This window comes from Arthrobacter cupressi, assembly GCF_900099975.1.
GTDB classification, from domain to species: Bacteria; Actinomycetota; Actinomycetes; order Actinomycetales; family Micrococcaceae; genus Arthrobacter; species Arthrobacter cupressi.
The window spans coordinates 1-17,374 of sequence record NZ_FNEI01000020.1 but is presented as its reverse complement, the minus strand read 5'-3'; the positions used below and the strand labels follow the sequence as shown (position 1 = coordinate 17,374).

The window sequence follows — 17,374 nt, the reverse complement described above, 5'->3', positions numbered from 1 at the left end:
GGATGAAGAGACTGGCAGTGGCACCGCGCCCGGACTGGAAGCAGAAGATCGAGGAACAGGGCCTGGTGTTTTCCACCACCACCATGCCCGACGGCCGCAAGATCGAATACTGGAACGAATCGGCCTACTACGAATTCACCATGGACGAGGTGGAAACGCTCGAGAAAACCGCCGAGGACATGCACCTCATGTGCCTGGAGGCGGCGAAATTCCTGGCCACCGGGGCGATGGGCGGGATCGGCATCGGCCAGCAGGCGCTGGAGCTCGCGGCCGAATCGCTGCAGGCCGGGGACATGGACATCTACGGCCGCTTCGATTTCATTTACGACGGCGCGGGCGGCCCCGCCAAGATGCTCGAGTACAACGCCGACACCCCCACCGGCCTGATCGAGGCATCCGTGGCGCAGTGGTTCTGGCTGCAAGACGTCTTCCCGGAAAAGGACCAGTGGAACGGCATCCATGAGGCCCTCATCCGGCAGTGGAAGAAGCTGCAGTACCGCACCGGCATGAGCACCCTGCACGTGGCGCATTCGGAGGCCGAGGAATCCGGCGAGGACTGGATGACGGCGGCCTACATGCGGGACGTAGCCAGCCAGGGCGGCTGGACGACGATCGGCATCAACATGTCGGACATCGGCTGGGACCCGAACCTGAACCGCTTCGTAGACCTGGACAACTTCATGATCAGCACCATGTTCAAGCTGTACCCGTGGGAGCTGATGATGAAGGAGCCGTTCGGCCACCGCCTGCTGCAGCGTGCCCATAACCCGCGCTGGGTGGAGCCGGCGTGGAAGATGCTGCTCTCCAACAAGGCGCTGCTGGCGGCCCTGTGGCACCTCTACCCGGGCCACGAAAACCTGCTGCCCGCCTATCTCAACGACCCCGGGCCGCTGACGGAATGGGTGGCGAAACCCCTGCACGGACGCGAAGGCGACAACATCCGCATCCACGCCCCCGGCATCGAGATCGACCAGCCCGGCAAGTACGGCCGCGAAGGCTGGTGCTTCCAGCAGTACCAGCAGCTTCCGGACTTCGACGGCAACCACCCGGTCCTCGGCCTATGGGTGGTGGACGGGGAATCGGTGGGCTGCGGCATCCGTGAATCGGACGGCCCGGTCACCGACTACTTCTGCCGCTTTGTGCCCAACACCATCGACGCACCGGCGCCGAACCTGGCACCGGCCACCAGCAACGGAGCCGCCCTGTGAGCATGGAAACCTCGACGTCGTCCGGCCGGCCCCAGCCCGGCGGCACCGTCCCTGCCAAGGGACTGCGGGCCGGGATCCTGGATCTCGGCGACTCGGTGATGCTGGGCCTGGCGTCGACGGCGCCGGTCTACTCGCTCGCGGCGACCCTGGGCCTGATCGTCGCCGTGAACGGGGACTACACTCCCCTGATCCTGGTGCTGGGCTTCATCCCGGTGCTGTTCATCGCCTACGCGTTCCGGGAACTGAACAGCGCCATGCCCGACTGCGGCACCACCTTCGTGTGGGCCCGGAAAACCTTCGGCCCCTGGGCGGGCTGGCTGGGCGGTTGGGGCGTGGCCCTGGCCGGCACGGTGGTGCTGGCGAACCTGGCCCAGGTGGCCGGGCAGTATCTGTGGCTCCTGGTCGGCGACGGTTCCCTGGCCGGCAACACCTGGCTGGTGACCGCCACCGGGGTGGCGTTCATCGCCCTGATGACGTTCGTGAACCACCGCGGCATCCGGCTGGGCGAACATGTGCAGCGCACCCTGACCTACGTGCAGTACATCTCGCTGGGCATCTTCGCCGTGGCCCTGATGGTCGGCATCGCCAACGGCGGGTCGGGTAATGCCACGCCGTTCACCTTCGAATGGTTCAACCCCACGGGCGCGTTCACGGACCCCGGCGCCGTGGTGCACGGTGCGTTGCTGGCCCTGTTTATCTACTGGGGCTGGGACACGTGCCTGGCCCTGAACGAGGAAACCGAGAACCCCGCAAAGACCCCCGGCCGCGGTGCAGTGATTTCGGCCTTCGTCCTGGTGGCGATCTACGTTTCCGTGGCCCTGCTGGTGATGATGTACGCGGGCTCCGGCGCCGAAGGTATCGGCCTGGGCAACAGCGAGAACGAATCCGATGTATTCCTGGCCATGAAGGACGTGGTGCTGGGTCCCTGGGGCTGGCTGATCGTCGTCGCGGTCCTGGCCTCGGTGCTGTCCTCCACGCAGACCACCATCCTGCCCACTGCGCGCGGCACCCTCTCGATGGGTGTTCACGGAGCCCTGCCGCCCCGCTTCGGGAAGGTCCACCCGCGCTACCAGACGCCCGGCTTCTCCACCCAGCTCATGGGCGCCGCGGCCGCCGCCTACTACATCGCCATGACGTTCCTCAGCGAGAACCTGCTGGCCGATTCCATCAGTTCGATCAGCCTGTTCATCGCTTTCTACTACGCCCTCACCGGCTTCGCCTGCGTGTGGTACTTCCGCGGCACGCTGCGCGGCTCCGCCCGGAACCTGTGGTTCCGCGGGATCCTGCCGCTGCTGGGTGCCGTGATGCTGGCCGCGGCGTTCTTCGTCTCCGCGGTGCAGATGTGGGACCCGGAGTACGGGGACACCATGATCTTCGGGGTGGGCGGCGCCTTTGTCAGCGGCGTTGTGCTGCTGCTCCTGGGCGTGGTGCTCGCCGTCGTGTGCCGTTTCCTGCCGGCCACCAGGGCCTACTTCGAAGCGAAAGCACTTCCGGCGAAGTAGTCAGGCGGCTACAGGCGCCGCTTCCTTGTGGGCGGCGTCCTTGCGGATCGTGGCACTGATGACGGCGGCCACGGTGCACATGGCGGCGGCGCCGACCCAGGCATAGGTGTAGTGCCCGGTGGCGTCGCGGACGAAGCCGGCTGCCACCGCCGCCGCGGCTGCGCCCAGCTGGTGGGCGGCGAACACCCAGCCGAACACGACGGACCCGTCCGCGCCGAAGACCCTGCGGCAGATCGCGGCAGTGGGCGGCACCGTGGCCACCCAGTCCAGCCCGTACACCACCACGAACACGATCATGCTCGGTTCCACCGTGGAGCCCAGCAGCAGCGGCAGCACCAGCAGGCCGATCCCGCGGAACTGGTAGTACACGGCCAAGAGGATCTTGGGGTTGAAGCGGTCGGTCAGCCAGCCGGAAGCGATGGTTCCCACGATGTCGAAGATCCCGACGACGGCCAGCAGCCCCGCCGCCGTCGTCTCCGGCATGCCGTGGTCGTGCGCCGAGGGGATGAAGTGGGTGCCGATCAGGCCGTTCGTGGTCGCCCCGCAGATCGCGAAACCCGCGGCGAGGCCCCAGAAGGTGCGCACCTTACTGGCGCGTTTGAGGACCTGCAGCGCGCGGACGGCGGCGTTCGTGGAGTCGCCGGCGGCCGCCGTCGTGACCGCCGGTTCCGCGGTCTCGGCACCGTACGGCAGGACGCCGACGTCGGCAGGAGAGTTCCGCAGCCAGCGCAGCACGAGCGGGACGACAGCGAGCGCGCCGGCCGCGATCAGCAGCGAGGCCCCGCGCCAGCCCGGGTCCTGTGCGAGGACGGCGATGAACGGCAGGAACACCAGCTGCCCGGCGGCGCTGCCGGCGGTGAGGATGCCAATCACCAGGCCGCGGCGCCTGGCGAACCAGGTATTGGCGATGGTCGCGGCGAAGACGAGGGCCATGGACCCGGTGCCCAGGCCGATCAGCAGCCCCCAGGTGAGCAGGATCTGCCAGGACTGGTTCACGAAGACCGTCAGTGCCGAGCCAAGCCCGATCAGGCACAGGGCGATGGCGGTCACGGCGCGGATGCCGAAGCGTTCCATGAGGGCCGCCGCGAAGGGTGCCGTGAGCCCGAACAGCACCAGGTTGATGCTCACCGCCAGGGAGAGGACCGTGGTGGACCAGCCGAACTCCGCCTGCAGCGGGACCATCAGCACGCCGGGTGCGGCACGGAAGCCCGCGGCGCCCACCAAGGCCAGGAAGGCCACGGCGGCCACGAACCACGCGGGGTGCAGGCGCCGGCGCCGGGACTTTTGGCTGGCTACCTCGGTGACGTCGGGCGCTGTCATGCAGGGATCTCCGTTTCGGTGGTCGAACTGTTGTCGGGTGCGGGTTCGGCGGACGTTGCTGCTGCGGCCATCTCCACGGGGGCGACGGCGAGCGGCAGCGGCTGCTCGCTCCGTTTGAGGCTGTGCCAGCTCGTGTTGGCCGCGCTCAGGGGTACTCCGCAATGGCTGCAGGTGTCGGCGGAGGAGGTGGTGCGTCCGCAGTCGGTGTGGATGACGCGCACGTGGGAGACCTCATTGGGCGCGTCCAGGTGCTTCTCGGCCCAGATAATGATCGCGTTGAGCACGGGCAAGGAATCCTCGCCCTTCGGCGTGAGGACATACTCCTGCCGGGTCCGGTTTCCGTCCTGGTAGGGGCGCTGCGCCAGCAGGCCGGCCTCCAGCAGCCAGCCGAGGCGCTTGCTGAGGACGGTGTCCGCTATTTCAAGCCGCTGTTTGATGGCATCGAAGCGGCCGTTGCCGAAGAAGACCTCCCGCAGGACCAGGCTCCCCCACGGGTCGCCGAGGACATCCAGGCCGCGGGCCAGGCTGCAGGTGCGCGCGGACCAGTCGGAACGAAGAGGCATGGCACGATCGTAGTTGGCTTGCTTCAAGAAAGCCAGCACGCCCAAGCCGGCGCACAACACTCCGGTGTCGGGACGGTTGCCGGTTGATGTACGCGAAATACACCAAGGCTTCACCCGAAGCGTCTACTTTGGTGGGGCTGGACCTTATCTACGAAAGGCAATCCGATTATGGCAACGCATGACCCCGAGATGATGAAACGTTCAACCGCCGACAGTGGCTCGGCCGCTGACGCCGCCGCCAGGGGATTCTCCCGCCGCGGTTTCCTGGGCGCCACGGCCGCCGCGACGGCGCTGGCCGCCGCCGGCTCGCTGCTGCCGCCCTCCGTGCAGGCCGCCATGGCCAAGCCGGTCCCGCCGGGAAACCTGCAGTCCATCAAGCACGTCATCATCCTCATGCAGGAAAACCGTTCCTTCGACCACTACTACGGCTCGCTGCGCGGCGTCCGCGGCTACGGCGACAAGTCCGTCACCCGCCTGCCCAACGGCAAGTCCATGTTCGAACAACCGCGCGCCACCGGCGAAACCGTGCTGCCGTTCTCGCTCCGCAAAGCCGCGGAGCTCGCCGGCCGCCCGGACTCGGACATCCAATACCTCGGCGACCTGGACCACTCCTTCAACGGCACCACCGCGGCCTGGAACAACGGCTGGTGCGACAAGTGGATCCCGGCCAAGAGCGCCTCCACCATGACCTTCTATGAGCGTTCAGACATCCCGCTGCAGTACGAGCTGGCGGACACCTTCACCATCTGCGATGCCTACCACTGCTCGGTCAACGGCTCCACCAACCCCAACCGCAACTACCTCTGGAGCGGCACCACCGGCACCGAAAAGGCCACCGGCAAGCGCGCCGTCACGAACGCCGCCTACAGCTACGACCACGCCGGCTACGACTGGACCACCTATCCGGAGCGCCTGGAGCAGGCCGGTGTGTCCTGGCGGATCTACCAGGACTGGGACAACTTCACCGACAACGCGGTGGAGTACTTCGACACCTTCAAGGCGATCGGCCACAAGATGCTGGACGCCGTGGACGGGGACCTGCGCACCACGGAAGAGTTCTACGACTCGCTGCACGCCAAGACCCCGGAAGAGCAGGAACGGCTCCTTGCCCAGCTGGAAGCCGGCCGCGGGCTGCTGACGGACGCCGAGAAGCTCCTCTTCGACAAGGCCATGTTCCGCGGCCGCCCGGACACGCTCCTGCAGCGCCTCGGCGCGGACATCGAGGGCGGCACCCTGCCGAAGGTCAGCTGGCTGGTCCCCTCCGCCGCCGACTCCGAGCACCCCGGCGCGTCCACCCCGGTGGGCAGCGCCAACTTCGTCTACCGGCTCCTGGACATCGTGGCCAGCCACCAGGAAACCTGGGACAGCACGGCCATCTTCCTCAACTTCGACGAGAACGACGGCTACTTCGACCACGTCCCGCCGCCCGTGCAGCCCCGCCCGGCCTCCGGCGAAGCCACGGACTGGACCACGGCCCGCCCCATCGGCCTGGGGCCGCGCGTGCCCATGACCGTCGTCTCGCCATGGACGATCGGCGGCTTCGTCAGCTCCGAGGTCTTCGACCACACCTCGGTGCTCCGCTTCCTGGAAGCATGGACCGGCGTGCAGGAACCCAACATTTCTGCCTGGCGCCGCGAAGTCTGCGGCGATCTCACCGGCGTCTTCAACTTCGCCACCGCCGGCACCCCGCCGCTGCTGGACCACCCGGGTCCGGTCCCCGCGAAGATCAGCCGCTGGCGTCCTGTTCCGCCGGCCGTGCAGGTGGCGCCGATCCAGGAAGACGGCACCCGCCCGGCACGTCCGCTGCCGTACCGGCCCGGAACGTCCGCCGCTGTGACCGCCGACGGCGTCGTGCTGTCCCTGCGCAATGGCGGCACCCGCTCGGCCCACTTCGCCGTGTACGGCTACGCGGGCGAGCTCGCCGAACCGCGGCACCTCGACGTCAAGGGCAGCGAGGCACTCACCCTCGCGGCGCCGTCGGGCAGCTTCGACCTGATCGTCACCGGACCCAACCGCTACCAGTACGAGCTGAAGGGCTCGACGGCGGGGGCGGCGGCCGGCGTCGACGTTTCAGTCATCACGCGCGAAGGCAGCGACGTGGTGCTGGACCTGCGCAACAACGGCTCCAAGACGGTGACGCTCCGGCTGGGCTCGCTGCAGTACAAGCAGCTGGGCGCAACGGTGAAGCTGAAGCCCGGCAGCTCGAAGACCCTGGCCTGGGCGACCCTGAAGGGCTGGTACGACATCGAGGTCACTGCTGCCGAGGACACTTCGTTCCGGCGCCGGCTGACCGGCTGCGAGGAAAACGGCAAACCCGGCATCTCCGGCTAGCCTTCCTGACCTTGTTTGGCGCAGGACGGCCGCGGCACCACCGGAGTTTCCGGGGTGCCGCGGCCGTTGCGCTTCGCAAAGCAGGGTCAGGCCGAACGGACTGCCCCGGTGGGCGCCGCGCCGATTCCCGTCCGGGCCGGGCAGTACGCGAAGGCCCAGTACACGAGCAGGGCAATGCCGCACAGCACTCCGAGGCTGGACACCGCCAACTGGAACTGCGTTTCCACACCCTTGCCCCATTCCGCGGCACCGGCCAGCACCGCAATGTTCTTCGGGGTGAGGTAGAAGGCAATGGTCGAACAGGCCACGATGAACCAGCCGGCCCGGCGCATCCTGCCTTGGCGGGACGGCACGCGGTGCATCGCGAAGGCCATGCTCGGCAGGGCAACAGCCACCCAGACCCAGTGATGGGACCACGAAACCGGGCTGATCAGCAGCATCAGGACGGCTGTGGCCGAGACAGCGATGAAATTCTCGTCAGCGTCCAGCGCCCACTTGATGACCAAGGCGGTGAGGGCGACCAGCGCAAGCGAGAGCGCCGCCCAGTCGAGGGTGGTCTGGGCGGAATCCGGCAAACCGAAGTGGAGCAACAAGCCTTTCAGGGAGAGGTTGTCCACGAACTCCGGCTGCCCGATTCTTCCGGTATCCGGCAGGATCTTCGTCCAGAAGGCCAGGGACGCCTGCGGCAGGACAGCCCACGCAGCGGCGATGGACCCGAAGAAGCCCGCAGCCATCCAGGCGAGCGCCTTGAAGTCACGCCGCACCAGGAAGTACAGGCCAAAGACCAAGGGCGTGAGTTTCACTCCGGCGGCGAGCCCGATCAGGAGACCTGCCGGCCAGCGTATCTCCCCGGCGCGCACCTTCCCGTGCAAAGCGAAGTCCGCCAGGATGACGCCCATGAGGATGATGTTGATCTGGCCGAACACGAAGGTGTCGCGCCACGGTCCGAGGAGCAGGATGGCCCCTGTCCCCAGGGCCGCGGTGGTCCTGCATCGGTAATCGGCGAACGCCGCACGCCAGGTCTTCATCCCGAAGTAGTGGCGGGACAGCCAGGCCGCCACCACGGCGGCGCCGAGCAGCGCCGAAAGAATGAAGACCATGCTGCCGGTCCCGAAGCCCATGGTTGCCGGCCCGGCAAACAGCACGGCGGCAAACGGCGGGTACGTGAAAGGCAGTCCGTCCCGGGGAGCGTAGAGGCTCTCACTGCTCTCCAGGACCCGGCTGCCGCCGTAGTAGTAGACCTCGAAATCGTTCAGGAACGGACGGTAGTCCTTGTAGAGGAACCAGACGGCGGCCGCGAGGATCACCCCGGCAATGGCAGTCAGGACCCACCCGCGGCCTTGTTGCGCAGAGACAGATTCAGGCATTCCCCTAGCCGCTGATCGCGGCGAACGCCTGCTCGAGGTCCGCGATCAGGTCTTCCGCGTCCTCGATGCCGCACGAAAGGCGAAGCAGGTTGACCGGCACGGCCAGCTCGGTGCCCTTCACGGAGGCGTGGGTCATCTCCGAGGGGTAGTTCATGAGGGACTCGATGCCGCCCAGGGACTCGGCCAGGGTGAACACCTTGGTGTTTTCCGCAACGGTGCGGGCCGCGGCCTCCCCGCCCTTGAACTGCACGGAGACCATGCCGCCGAACTTCTTCATCTGCTTCTTAGCGAGCTCGTGCCCCGGGTGATCCGGCAGGCCGGGATACAGCACGGCCTCCACCTCGGGGCGCTGCAGCAGCCATTCGGCCACGGCCTGGGCGTTCTCGCTGTGCCGGTCCATCCGCACGCCGAGGGTCTTCAGGCCGCGGGTGGTCAGGAACGCGTCCATCGGTCCGGACACCGCGCCCACGGCGAACTGCACGAAGCCGATCTTCTCGGCCAGTTCCGCATCGTTGACGACGACGGCGCCGCCCACCACGTCCGAGTGCCCGCCGATGTACTTCGTGGTGGAGTGGACCACGACGTCGGCACCCAGGGCGAGCGGGTTCTGCAGGTACGGGGACGCGAAGGTGTTGTCGACCACCAGGAGGGCTCCGGCGTCGTGCGCGACGGCGGCGAGCGCCTCGATGTCGGTGATCCGCATCATCGGGTTGGACGGGGTCTCCACCCACACGATCCGGGTTTTATGCGCCGCAACCGCGGCACGCACGCCGTCCAGGTCGGACATGTCCACCGGGGTGTTCCCGATGCCCCATTCGCCCAGCACGCGGTTGATAAGCCGGTAGCTTCCGCCGTAGGCGTCGTTGCCGAGCACGATGTGGTCCCCGGGGCGGGCGATCGCCCGGATCAGGGAGTCCTCGGCGGCGAGGCCGGAGCTGAAGCTGAAGGCGTGGCTGCCGCCTTCGAGCGCGGCGAGCTGTTCCTGCAGGGAGTCGCGGGTGGGGTTGCCGCCGCGGCCGTACTCGTAGCCGTCGCGCAGCCCGCCGATGCCGTCCTGTGCGTAGGTGGAACTGAAGTGCAGCGGCGGCACCACCGCACCGGTGCGGGGCTCGAAGTCCTGGCCGGCGTGGACGGCACGGGTGTTGAAACCTGCTTCATGGGCAGACATGGGTACTCCTCGTGTTGCGGGAAAAATTCAGTGGCTGAGGTAGGCGAGCAGGTCGTGGCGGGTCAGGATGCCCACCGGGGCGCCGACGAAGGTCACCATCACGGTGTCCACGTCGGAGAGCAGCTCGCGGGCAGCGGAGATAGTCTCCAGGGAACCGATCACCGGCAGCCGCTCCCCCATGTGTTCGGAGATCTTGTCCGTCAGTTTCGCCTCGCCGCGGAACAGCTTGCTCGTCAGCGAGCGTTCGTCCACGGCACCCAGCACTTCGCCCATCACCACGGGCGGTTCCGCCGACAGCACCGGGATGTGGGAGACGCCGAACTCGGTCATGATGTTGATGACATCGCGCACGGACTCATTGGGGTGGATGTGGACCAGGTCCGGCAGCTCGCCGGTCTTGGACTTGAGGACCTCGCCCACCGAGGACTCCTCGCCGCCAGAGAGGAAGCCATACGAGCGCATCCACTGGTCGTTGAAGATCTTGGCCAGGTAGCCGCGGCCGGAATCCGGCAGGATCACGACGACGACGGCCTCCTCGGGCAAGTCCTTCGCCACCTTGAGCGCGGCCACCACGGCCATGCCCGAGGAGCCGCCGACCAGCAGGCCTTCTTCGCGGGCCAGCCGGCGGGTCATCTCGAAGGAGTCGCCGTCGCTGACCGCGATCACGTCGTCGGGGACGGTCTTGTCGTAGTTCTCCGGCCACATGTCCTCGCCCACGCCCTCGACGAAGTACGGCCGGCCGGTTCCGCCCGAGTACACCGAGCCCTCGGGGTCCGCACCGATCACCTTGACCCGGCCGCCGTCGGCCTCCGGGCGGTCCGCCGAAACCTCTTTGAGGAAGCGGCCGGTACCGGTGATGGTGCCTCCGGTGCCGGCGCCGATCACCACGTGGGTGACCAAGCCGTCCGTGTCCCGCCAGATTTCCGGGCCGGTGCTTTCATAGTGGCTGCCGGGGGCGGCGGGGTTGGAGAACTGGTCAGGCTTGTAGGCGCCGGGGATTTCGGTGACCAGCCGGTCCGAAACACCGTAGTAGCTCTGCGGGCTGTCCGGGGCCACGGAGGTGGGGGTCACCACCACTTCGGCGCCGTAGGCCTGCAGCACGGCGCGCTTGTCCTCGCCGACCTTGTCCGGGACCACGAAGATGCACTTGTAGCCCTTCTGCTGCGCCACCAGGGCCAGCCCGACGCCGGTGTTGCCGGAGGTGGGCTCAACGATCGTGCCGCCGGGCTTGAGCTTGCCGGTGCGCTCGGCCTCCTCGATCATCTTCACCGCGATCCGGTCCTTGATGGATCCGCCGGGGTTGATGTACTCGAGTTTCACCAGGACGGTGGCCTTGATGCCCTCGGTAACGTGCTTGAGCTTGATGAGCGGCGTATTGCCTATGAGGTCCAAAACGGACTCGGCGTACTTCATGGGTACCAAGTTACCGCCTCGGCAAGGAAGGGCGGGCGTGGACCTGCCCGGGCTTCCATCCGGCGTCACTTGCCGGCGGAGTCATCCGTCTGCCAGAGGCCCAGGATGTTGCCTTCGGTGTCCTTGAAGTACGCGTACCAGCCCATTCCCGGAACGGCGTCCTTGCCCTTGTGGACGGTGCCGCCCGCGGACTCGACCTGCGCCAGGGCGGCGTCGATGTCCTCGACGTCCACGGTGAGGACCGGGGTCTGCAGTTCCGCCGAGCGGGTGAACAGAGCGCCGTTGATGACGCCCGGCGAGTTGGGCAGGCCGGTTTGCTCGTCGGACGGCGTGGTGAGGGCGATGGTGTAATCGAGCTCCGGCATGTAGTTGAGCGTCCAGCCGAACGCCCCCTGGTAGAAGTTGTTGGCCCGCTCGGAGTCTTCGGCGGGAATTTCGAAATGTACTACTCCACCCATTGCGTTCTCCTGCATAAGTTTCGGGAAAGGCGCGGGCACCCGCGCCACACCGGGAGTCTAGCCGCGCGGTTCGCGGGGCGTAAGGGTCCCCGGAAACATACCGTCGGTCCCCCGTGGGACGATGGATCCATGACGATAGCCAGCGCCCCTGCCGCCGCAGCGGCTGCGGCGGACGCCTCCGTGCGCTGGCATCCCGGGGGGCCGTTCAACCTTTTGCAGAGCCTGGGAATCCTCATGCGAGGCAACGGCGATCCGTCCTTCGCCAACCGCCCGGACGGGCTGTGGATCGCGTTCACGACGCCGGACGGTCCCGCCACCTTGCGGCTCACCGCCGCCTCCGGTCCGGACTGTCATGTGGATGCCCAGGCCTGGGGGCCGGGCGCGGGGTCCGCGATCTCCGGGGTGCCGCGGCTGCTGGGAGGGGACGACGACTGGTCCGGTTTCGACGAGCCTGCCTTCCATGCGGGACTCCCCCGCCTTGTCATTGAGGCCCGGCGCCGGAACCCGGGCCTGCGCCTGCCCGCCACCGGTCGGGTGGTGGACTCCCTTGTGCCCACCATCCTGGAGCAGAAGGTCACCACCATCGAGGCCCGCCGCGGCTACCGCTATCTCATGTACCGCTACGGAAGCCCGGCTCCGGACGCGGGCCGCCGCGCGCCGTCGGGCCTTCTGCTCGCCCCCACCGCCGCACAGTGGCTGGGCATCCCGTCCTGGGAGTGGCACAAGGCGGGCGTGGGACCGCAGCGCTCGGCCACGGTGATGCGGGCGCTGCGCTCGGCGTCAGCCTTGGAACGGCTGGCGTTGCTGGACTCTGTGGAGGCCGGCGCGAAGCTGCAGACCATTCCGGGCATCGGTATCTGGACAGCGGCAGAGGTTCTGCAGCGCACCCACGGCTGCCCGGACTCGATCGCGGTGGGCGACTACCATCTGGCGTCCTATGTGGGCTACGCCCTCACCGGGAAGAAGACGGACGACGCCGGCATGCTCGCCCTGATGGAGCCGTGGCGCGGGCACCGGCAAAGGGTGGTCCGGTTGCTGGGCCTCAGTGGCTTCCGGAAACCGGCGTTCGGCCCGCGGATGACCATCCAGGACCACCGCGGGCACTGACCTTTTCACACCAACCGGTAAGGTGAAGGCCATGACTTCCCCTATTGACCTGCAGGCCACCTTCATCCCCAACGACGGCGAATTCTTCCGCGTGAAGCTCGCGCTGGAAATCGCGATCGACGAGGTGGTCAACGAGCCCGGCTGCATCCGCTACGAGTTGACGGAAGCCACCGAGGAGAAGCTCGTGCTCACCGAACAGTGGGCTTCGGAAGAAGACCTGGCGAAGCACTCCAAGGGCATCGCCGTGCAGGACCTCAACGAATCCCTCAGCGCGCTGCTGGCCGAGCCCGTCAAGGTCGAGCGCCTCTAAGTTCCCTGCTTAAAGCAATCGACTGCTCCGTAACTGTCGTTCTGAGGGTTCAAAACGACAACCACGGAGCAGTCGATTGCCTTAACTAGGAGTTTTCGGCGCGCATCTTCGCCACGTGCGCGTGGACCTCTTCCATGTCCAGGCCCTTGACGGCTTCGATGACCTGCTCCAGCTGCGGCCCGTTCAGGGCGCCGGGCTGGGAGAACACCAGCACCTTTTCGCGGAAGGCCATGAGCGTGGGGATCGAGGAGATTCCCGCCTCGGCGGCAAGCTGCTGCTCGGCCTCGGTGTCCACCTTGGCGAAGAAAACGTCCGTGTGTTTCTCCGAGGCGGCCTTGAACGTCGGGGCGAACTGGCGGCAAGGTCCGCACCATTCGGCCCAGAAATCGACCAGGACAATGTCGTTGCCCTCAATGGTTGCTGCGAACTGTTCGCCGGTGATGTCAACTGTAGCCATGCTCCCACGGTACGCGACACGGGGTGCCGCCGTCGCCCCTGTTCGCTACCCGGCGAAGCGGGAATAAAAGCCCGACGGCGGCCTCTTGCCAGTCATTGAACAACTGTTTAGTGTATTAAACATGCGTTCAGCAGCTGAGGATCTCAGCACCCGCGCCCGCATCCGGGACGCGGCCATCGTCCTGTTCGGCAGGGACGGTTTCGCGCGCACCACCATCCGTGGGGTCGCCGCCGAATCGGGCGTGAGCCCGGGCCTGGTGATCCACCACTTCGGCAGCAAGGACGGCCTCCGCGAAGCCTGCGACCGGCACGTCATCGCCGAGACCGGGGAACAGGGCCTCCGCAAGGCCCACCCCGAATCCGCCGGCCGGCAGATCCAGGACTACCTGGCCGATCCCGGCCAGTACGCCACGGAAATCGCCTACATCCGGCAGTCCCTCGGCGACGACTCGGAGGCTGGCCACGCCTTCTTCGCTGCGATCGTGCGGCAGACCAAGTCGATCATCGAGGCCGGGATCGCCGCCGGCACCATCCGTGCGTTCGAGGACGTCGATGCCACCGCCGTCGTGGTGGCCAGCAACAGCCTGGCCATGCTGGTGCTCGGCAAGCACGCCGCCCGGGTCCTGGGCACCAGCGAACTCGGCGCGGACATGCTGCGTTCGCTCACCGTCCCGGCCCTGGACCTGTACACCCACGGCTTCTATGCGGACACACGCTTCCTCGATGCTGCCCGCACGGCGCTGCAGGCGCCAGCCGGCAGCGCCGGAACCTCAGGCTGAAGAAAAGGGGAAACCATGGAATCGGCAATCACGGTCGAGGGCCTGCGGAAAAGTTTCGGGTCCCGCGAGGTCCTGCACGGGATCGACTTCCAAGTGCAGGCCGGGTCGGTCTTCGGCGTCATCGGCCCGAACGGCGCCGGCAAGACCACCACCATGCGCTGCCTGCTGGACATCATCCGGCCCAGCGCGGGCACGCTCCGCGTGCTGGGCCAGGACCCCCGCCACGGCGGCCCGGGCCTGCGCCGGCGCATCGGATACCTGCCCGGCGAACTCACGCTGGAGGCCAGGGTCACCGGCCGGCGGCTCCTGGACCACTACGAAGCGGTCAGCGGCCCCGTGAGTCCGGGCCGGATCGACGAACTCGCCGAACGCCTCAACCTGGACCTGGATCGGCACACGCGCAAGCTGTCCAAGGGCAACAAGCAGAAACTCGGCCTCATCCAGGCCTTCATGCACGAGCCCGAACTCCTTGTCCTGGACGAACCCACCAGCGGCCTCGACCCCCTGGTCCAGCAGGAATTCCTGGCCATGGTCCAGGAAGCCCGCGACCGCGGCCAGACGGTGTTTCTCAGCTCCCACGTGCTGAGCGAGGTGCAGCAGGCGGCGGACGAGGTCGCCATCCTGCGGGACGGCCGGATCGTCACTGTCGCCACCGTCGACGCCCTGCGGGAAAGTGCGGTGCGGCACCTGCGGTTCACGGCGAGCGGGATAACAGCGGACGACGCCGGCGCGCTGCTGGGCCGGGTGCCCGGCGTCGGCGGCGTCGAGGTACTCACGGCGGGAGACGGCGTCGAACTGACCGCGGTGCTGGAAGGCAGCATCGGGCCGCTGGTGCAGGCGCTCTCCAGGCTGGAGCTGACGGACCTGGTCCTGGAGGAACCGGACCTGGAGGAATCGGTGCTCAGGCTATATGGCAACAACGGCAATGGCCGGCGGGGCAATGGGTCCCGCAGGCGCGAACCGCAGGAGGAAGGAAGCAGCCATGCGTAGTCCCATGCCGCTTTTCAGGCGGGCCTTCGTGGATTCCTGGCGCTCCACCCTGGGCTGGGCGGCCGGACTCGCCGGAGCGATCCTGCTCTACCTGCCCATCTATCCGTCCATTGGCGGCAGCGCCCAGATGCAGGAGATGATCAACGCCCTGCCGCCGGAAATGACCAAGGCCCTGAACTATGACCAGATCGCCTCCGGTCCCGGTTACACCCAGGCCACGGTGTTTGGGCTGATCGGCTTCCTGCTGATGACCATCGCCACGGTGTCCTGGGGTGCGGCCGCGGTGGGCGGCGACGAGGAGTCCGGCCAGCTTGAGCTCACACTCGCGCACGGGGTCACCCGCATGCAGCTTGTCTGGGAGCGCGCCCTCGCCATGTTCCTGCGGGTGGTGTTGCTGGCGGTCCTGGTCTTCGTGCTGATCCTGGCGCTCAACGATTCGGCGCACCTGTCCATCGACTCCATGCACCTGTTCGGCGCCGCCGTCGAATTCGCCGGCCTGGCCCTGCTGAGCGGCACCGCGGCCCTGTTTGTCGGTGCCCTGAGCGGGCGGAAGGCGTACGGGCTGGCGGCCGGCGCCGCCGTCGGCGTCCTGGGGTACGTCTTCAACGCGGTGGGGCGGCAGAGTCCCGACCTGGACTGGCTCCTCGACCTCTCGCCGTACCACTGGGCCTACGGGAACTCCCCGGTGGCCAACGGTGCCGACTGGGCCTCGGCCGGCTGGCTTTGGGGCATCTCCGCGGGGCTCGTGCTGCTCAGCTCGCTGGCGCTGCAGCGCAGGGATGTTGGCAGTTAAGTCGTTCCCGACGTCGGGAGTTGCCTTGGGAGCTTAGCTCCAGGCGTGCGGGGCGGGCCTTCGGGCGCCCGGAAGGGCGTTGTTTTCCCGCCACTCATGGATCCACTCCGGGAGCTCAAGGGAGGCCGGCGGGGCGCCGAACTCGGCCAGGATGTCCTCCTGGCTGACCGGCCGGCCGTTCTCGACCAGCCGGGTGGCGATATGGGCGCGGGCATAGATTTCGCCGTCGGCCACCATGCGCTGCTCGAAGTAGATCGCCTTGGAATCGAGGCCGATGATCCGGGACTCGATGGTGTAGCGCTGCCATAGCTGGAGGGACTTCCGGAAGGCGATGGTCTCTCCGGAGACCACCGGGGTCCAGCCGCGGCGCCGCATCCTTTCCCAGATGCCTGCACGGACCATCAGGTCGAAGCGTCCCAGGTCCATCAGCGAGAAGTACATGCCGTTGTTGACGTGCATCGCGATGTCGATGTCGGTGGGCAGGACCCGCAGCGGAAGGGAGGACTCGTCCCACACCTTTAGGCGGTTCCGCCTTGCAGAGGTGAACAGCAGAAGGAGGGTTCGCAGAAGCAGGTGCATTCCCCAATGCTACTCGCCGGTAACATTGCTCGCCAACGACCCCGTCGGCGCCACCGGCGGGGTTCAACCCGGCACCACGTGGCCCTAGGATGCCCGTATGACGCAAGCACGCTACCGGGACCTGGCCGAGTGGCCGCTGATGGCCACCGCCCTGGTCTTCCTGGCGGCTTACGCGTGGCAGGTGGTCGCCCGCCTGGAAGGTGAAGCGGCAGCACCGTTCGAAGTGGTCATGTGGGCCACCTGGGCGGTCTTCGTGGCGGACTACCTCATCAACCTCGGCCTCGCCCCCGACCGCGGGCGCTGGTTCATCTGGAACCTCCACGAATTGCTGATCGTGGCACTGCCGTTCTTCCGGCCGCTGCGGCTGCTCCGCTTGGTCACGGTGCTCTCCGTGCTGCACCGCAGCGTGGGCGACACCCTCCGCGGCAGGGTCGTCACATATGTGGCAGGTTCGGCCGCCCTGCTCGTCCTGGTGGGCTCCCTGGCCGTGCTGGACGTGGAACAGCATGCACACGACGCGAAGATCCTCACCCTGGGCGATGCCGCGTGGTGGGCGATCACCACGATTACCACGGTGGGCTACGGCGACCTCTACCCGGTGACTCCCCTGGGCAGGCTGGTTGCCGCAGCACTGATGATGAGCGGCATCGCCGTGATCGGCGTCGTCACCGCGTCGATCGCCTCGTGGCTGGTGCAGCGGATCGAACTGAACACTGAAGCGGCCGTCACGGCCTCCGAAGAGCCCGTGCGCAGCGAATTGGCAGAGTTGCTGGACGAGGTGGCGGCCCTGCGGCGCGAGATCGCTGAGTTGCGGGGACGGGGCGGGGGCATCGTGGAGACTACAGGCCCGGAGCGTGGCTAGGAGTTTCAGGGGATTCAGGGCAAAGAAAAATCCCCGGAACCTATGGTTCCGGGGATTTCATTTGGTGGCAGATGAGGTGTGTGATTTCAGGACATCGTTTACACCTGTGGCGGGACATCGTTGACGGGTGATAGTTGACTGCTGTGGCGGGACATCGTTGACGGTCTC

General features: G+C 67.3%; 17 protein-coding genes. 9 read left to right on the top strand and 8 right to left on the bottom strand.

Annotation, left to right across the window (positions count from 1 at the left end; all coding sequences use genetic code 11):
• Positions 1-2: 2 nt before the first annotated feature.
• Both BLP88_RS17400 and BLP88_RS17395 read left to right on the top strand, forming a co-directional pair.
• Positions 3-1,208 carry a glutathionylspermidine synthase family protein gene (locus tag BLP88_RS17400; protein WP_074591302.1) on the top strand — a complete coding sequence of 402 codons (1,206 nt, stop codon included), beginning with the start codon at positions 3-5 and terminating at the stop codon, positions 1,206-1,208.
• Positions 1,205-2,710 carry an APC family permease gene (locus tag BLP88_RS17395; protein WP_074591300.1) on the top strand — a complete coding sequence of 502 codons (1,506 nt, stop codon included), beginning with the start codon at positions 1,205-1,207 and terminating at the stop codon, positions 2,708-2,710. The genes BLP88_RS17400 and BLP88_RS17395 overlap by 4 nt, the downstream gene beginning before the upstream one ends.
• Here the strand turns inward: BLP88_RS17395 and BLP88_RS17390 are convergent, their stop codons facing one another.
• Positions 2,711-4,030 carry an MFS transporter gene (locus tag BLP88_RS17390; RefSeq protein WP_074591299.1) on the bottom strand — a complete coding sequence of 440 codons (1,320 nt, stop codon included), beginning with the start codon at positions 4,028-4,030 and terminating at the stop codon, positions 2,711-2,713. It lies immediately after the preceding gene.
• On the bottom strand, positions 4,027-4,593 hold the full coding sequence (locus BLP88_RS17385) for a winged helix-turn-helix transcriptional regulator (protein WP_074591353.1): 567 nt from the start codon (positions 4,591-4,593) through the stop codon (positions 4,027-4,029). Before BLP88_RS17385 ends, BLP88_RS17390 begins: the two co-directional genes overlap by 4 nt.
• A 168-nt stretch (positions 4,594-4,761) precedes the next feature.
• Between BLP88_RS17385 and BLP88_RS17380 the strand changes: the two genes are divergently transcribed.
• Positions 4,762-6,924: a phosphocholine-specific phospholipase C gene (locus BLP88_RS17380; protein WP_074591297.1), complete on the top strand. Its 2,163-nt coding sequence runs from the start codon at positions 4,762-4,764 to the stop codon at positions 6,922-6,924.
• A gap of 86 nt (positions 6,925-7,010) precedes the next feature.
• Here the strand turns inward: BLP88_RS17380 and BLP88_RS17375 are convergent, their stop codons facing one another.
• The 4 genes from BLP88_RS17375 to BLP88_RS17360 form a co-directional block, all read right to left on the bottom strand.
• The gene (locus tag BLP88_RS17375; RefSeq protein ID WP_074591296.1) at positions 7,011-8,291 is read right to left on the bottom strand and encodes a glycosyltransferase 87 family protein; all 1,281 of its coding nucleotides are present in this window, start codon (positions 8,289-8,291) and stop codon (positions 7,011-7,013) included.
• 4 nt (positions 8,292-8,295) lie between these two features.
• Complete coding sequence (locus tag BLP88_RS17370) at positions 8,296-9,459, bottom strand: cystathionine gamma-synthase (RefSeq protein WP_074591294.1); 1,164 nt, start codon at positions 9,457-9,459, stop codon at positions 8,296-8,298.
• 27 nt (positions 9,460-9,486) lie between these two features.
• Positions 9,487-10,872 carry a cystathionine beta-synthase gene (locus tag BLP88_RS17365; RefSeq protein ID WP_074591293.1) on the bottom strand — a complete coding sequence of 462 codons (1,386 nt, stop codon included), beginning with the start codon at positions 10,870-10,872 and terminating at the stop codon, positions 9,487-9,489.
• 65 nt (positions 10,873-10,937) lie between these two features.
• On the bottom strand, positions 10,938-11,330 hold the full coding sequence (locus BLP88_RS17360; protein ID WP_074591291.1) for a VOC family protein: 393 nt from the start codon (positions 11,328-11,330) through the stop codon (positions 10,938-10,940).
• A 129-nt stretch (positions 11,331-11,459) separates the two neighbouring features.
• On the opposite strand from BLP88_RS17360, the gene BLP88_RS17355 reads away from it, so the two are divergent.
• Together BLP88_RS17355 and BLP88_RS17350 are read left to right on the top strand one after the other, a co-directional pair.
• The gene (locus BLP88_RS17355; RefSeq protein ID WP_074591289.1) at positions 11,460-12,437 is read left to right on the top strand and encodes a DNA-3-methyladenine glycosylase family protein; all 978 of its coding nucleotides are present in this window, start codon (positions 11,460-11,462) and stop codon (positions 12,435-12,437) included.
• A 31-nt stretch (positions 12,438-12,468) separates the two neighbouring features.
• On the top strand, positions 12,469-12,747 hold the full coding sequence (locus tag BLP88_RS17350) for a putative quinol monooxygenase (protein ID WP_074591288.1): 279 nt from the start codon (positions 12,469-12,471) through the stop codon (positions 12,745-12,747).
• A gap of 85 nt (positions 12,748-12,832) precedes the next feature.
• Here BLP88_RS17350 and trxA read toward each other — a convergent pair whose 3' ends face one another.
• Positions 12,833-13,204: a thioredoxin gene (gene trxA, locus BLP88_RS17345; RefSeq protein WP_074591286.1), complete on the bottom strand. Its 372-nt coding sequence runs from the start codon at positions 13,202-13,204 to the stop codon at positions 12,833-12,835.
• Between the two features lie 121 nt (positions 13,205-13,325).
• Between trxA and BLP88_RS17340 the strand changes: the two genes are divergently transcribed.
• From BLP88_RS17340 to BLP88_RS17330, 3 genes are read left to right on the top strand one after another with little or no spacing between them, the layout of a single operon-like run.
• A complete protein-coding gene (locus tag BLP88_RS17340; protein WP_074591284.1) occupies positions 13,326-13,982 on the top strand; it encodes a TetR/AcrR family transcriptional regulator in 657 nt (218 codons plus the stop codon).
• 15 nt (positions 13,983-13,997) lie between these two features.
• Positions 13,998-14,972, top strand: coding sequence for an ABC transporter ATP-binding protein (locus BLP88_RS17335; RefSeq protein ID WP_074591282.1), 975 nt, complete (start codon positions 13,998-14,000; stop codon positions 14,970-14,972).
• On the top strand, positions 14,965-15,765 hold the full coding sequence (locus BLP88_RS17330; protein ID WP_074591281.1) for an ABC transporter permease subunit: 801 nt from the start codon (positions 14,965-14,967) through the stop codon (positions 15,763-15,765). The genes BLP88_RS17335 and BLP88_RS17330 overlap by 8 nt, the downstream gene beginning before the upstream one ends.
• A gap of 33 nt (positions 15,766-15,798) precedes the next feature.
• Here BLP88_RS17330 and BLP88_RS17325 read toward each other — a convergent pair whose 3' ends face one another.
• Positions 15,799-16,344: an acyl-CoA thioesterase gene (locus tag BLP88_RS17325; RefSeq protein WP_074591279.1), complete on the bottom strand. Its 546-nt coding sequence runs from the start codon at positions 16,342-16,344 to the stop codon at positions 15,799-15,801.
• Positions 16,345-16,441: 97 nt separating this feature from the next.
• Here BLP88_RS17325 and BLP88_RS17320 point away from each other — a divergent pair, with 97 nt between their 5' ends.
• Complete coding sequence (locus BLP88_RS17320; RefSeq protein WP_074591277.1) at positions 16,442-17,206, top strand: potassium channel family protein; 765 nt, start codon at positions 16,442-16,444, stop codon at positions 17,204-17,206.
• The last annotated feature ends 168 nt before the right edge of the window (positions 17,207-17,374 follow it).

Bases quoted from the DNA above. Each gene is read 5' to 3' on its own strand.
- BLP88_RS17400 (WP_074591302.1), top strand. From the start codon at position 3: ATGAAGAGACTGGCAGTGGCACCGCGCCCGGACTGGAAGCAGAAGATC.
- BLP88_RS17390 (WP_074591299.1), bottom strand. From the start codon at position 4,030: ATGACAGCGCCCGACGTCACCGAGGTAGCCAGCCAAAAGTCCCGGCGC.
- BLP88_RS17385 (WP_074591353.1), bottom strand. From the start codon at position 4,593: ATGCCTCTTCGTTCCGACTGGTCCGCGCGCACCTGCAGCCTGGCCCGC.
- BLP88_RS17380 (WP_074591297.1), top strand. From the start codon at position 4,762: ATGGCAACGCATGACCCCGAGATGATGAAACGTTCAACCGCCGACAGT.
- BLP88_RS17375 (WP_074591296.1), bottom strand. From the start codon at position 8,291: ATGCCTGAATCTGTCTCTGCGCAACAAGGCCGCGGGTGGGTCCTGACT.
- BLP88_RS17370 (WP_074591294.1), bottom strand. From the start codon at position 9,459: ATGTCTGCCCATGAAGCAGGTTTCAACACCCGTGCCGTCCACGCCGGC.
- BLP88_RS17365 (WP_074591293.1), bottom strand. From the start codon at position 10,872: ATGAAGTACGCCGAGTCCGTTTTGGACCTCATAGGCAATACGCCGCTC.
- BLP88_RS17360 (WP_074591291.1), bottom strand. From the start codon at position 11,330: ATGGGTGGAGTAGTACATTTCGAAATTCCCGCCGAAGACTCCGAGCGG.
- BLP88_RS17355 (WP_074591289.1), top strand. From the start codon at position 11,460: ATGACGATAGCCAGCGCCCCTGCCGCCGCAGCGGCTGCGGCGGACGCC.
- BLP88_RS17350 (WP_074591288.1), top strand. From the start codon at position 12,469: ATGACTTCCCCTATTGACCTGCAGGCCACCTTCATCCCCAACGACGGC.
- trxA (WP_074591286.1), bottom strand. From the start codon at position 13,204: ATGGCTACAGTTGACATCACCGGCGAACAGTTCGCAGCAACCATTGAG.
- BLP88_RS17340 (WP_074591284.1), top strand. From the start codon at position 13,326: ATGCGTTCAGCAGCTGAGGATCTCAGCACCCGCGCCCGCATCCGGGAC.
- BLP88_RS17335 (WP_074591282.1), top strand. From the start codon at position 13,998: ATGGAATCGGCAATCACGGTCGAGGGCCTGCGGAAAAGTTTCGGGTCC.
- BLP88_RS17330 (WP_074591281.1), top strand. From the start codon at position 14,965: ATGCGTAGTCCCATGCCGCTTTTCAGGCGGGCCTTCGTGGATTCCTGG.
- BLP88_RS17325 (WP_074591279.1), bottom strand. From the start codon at position 16,344: ATGCACCTGCTTCTGCGAACCCTCCTTCTGCTGTTCACCTCTGCAAGG.
- BLP88_RS17320 (WP_074591277.1), top strand. From the start codon at position 16,442: ATGACGCAAGCACGCTACCGGGACCTGGCCGAGTGGCCGCTGATGGCC.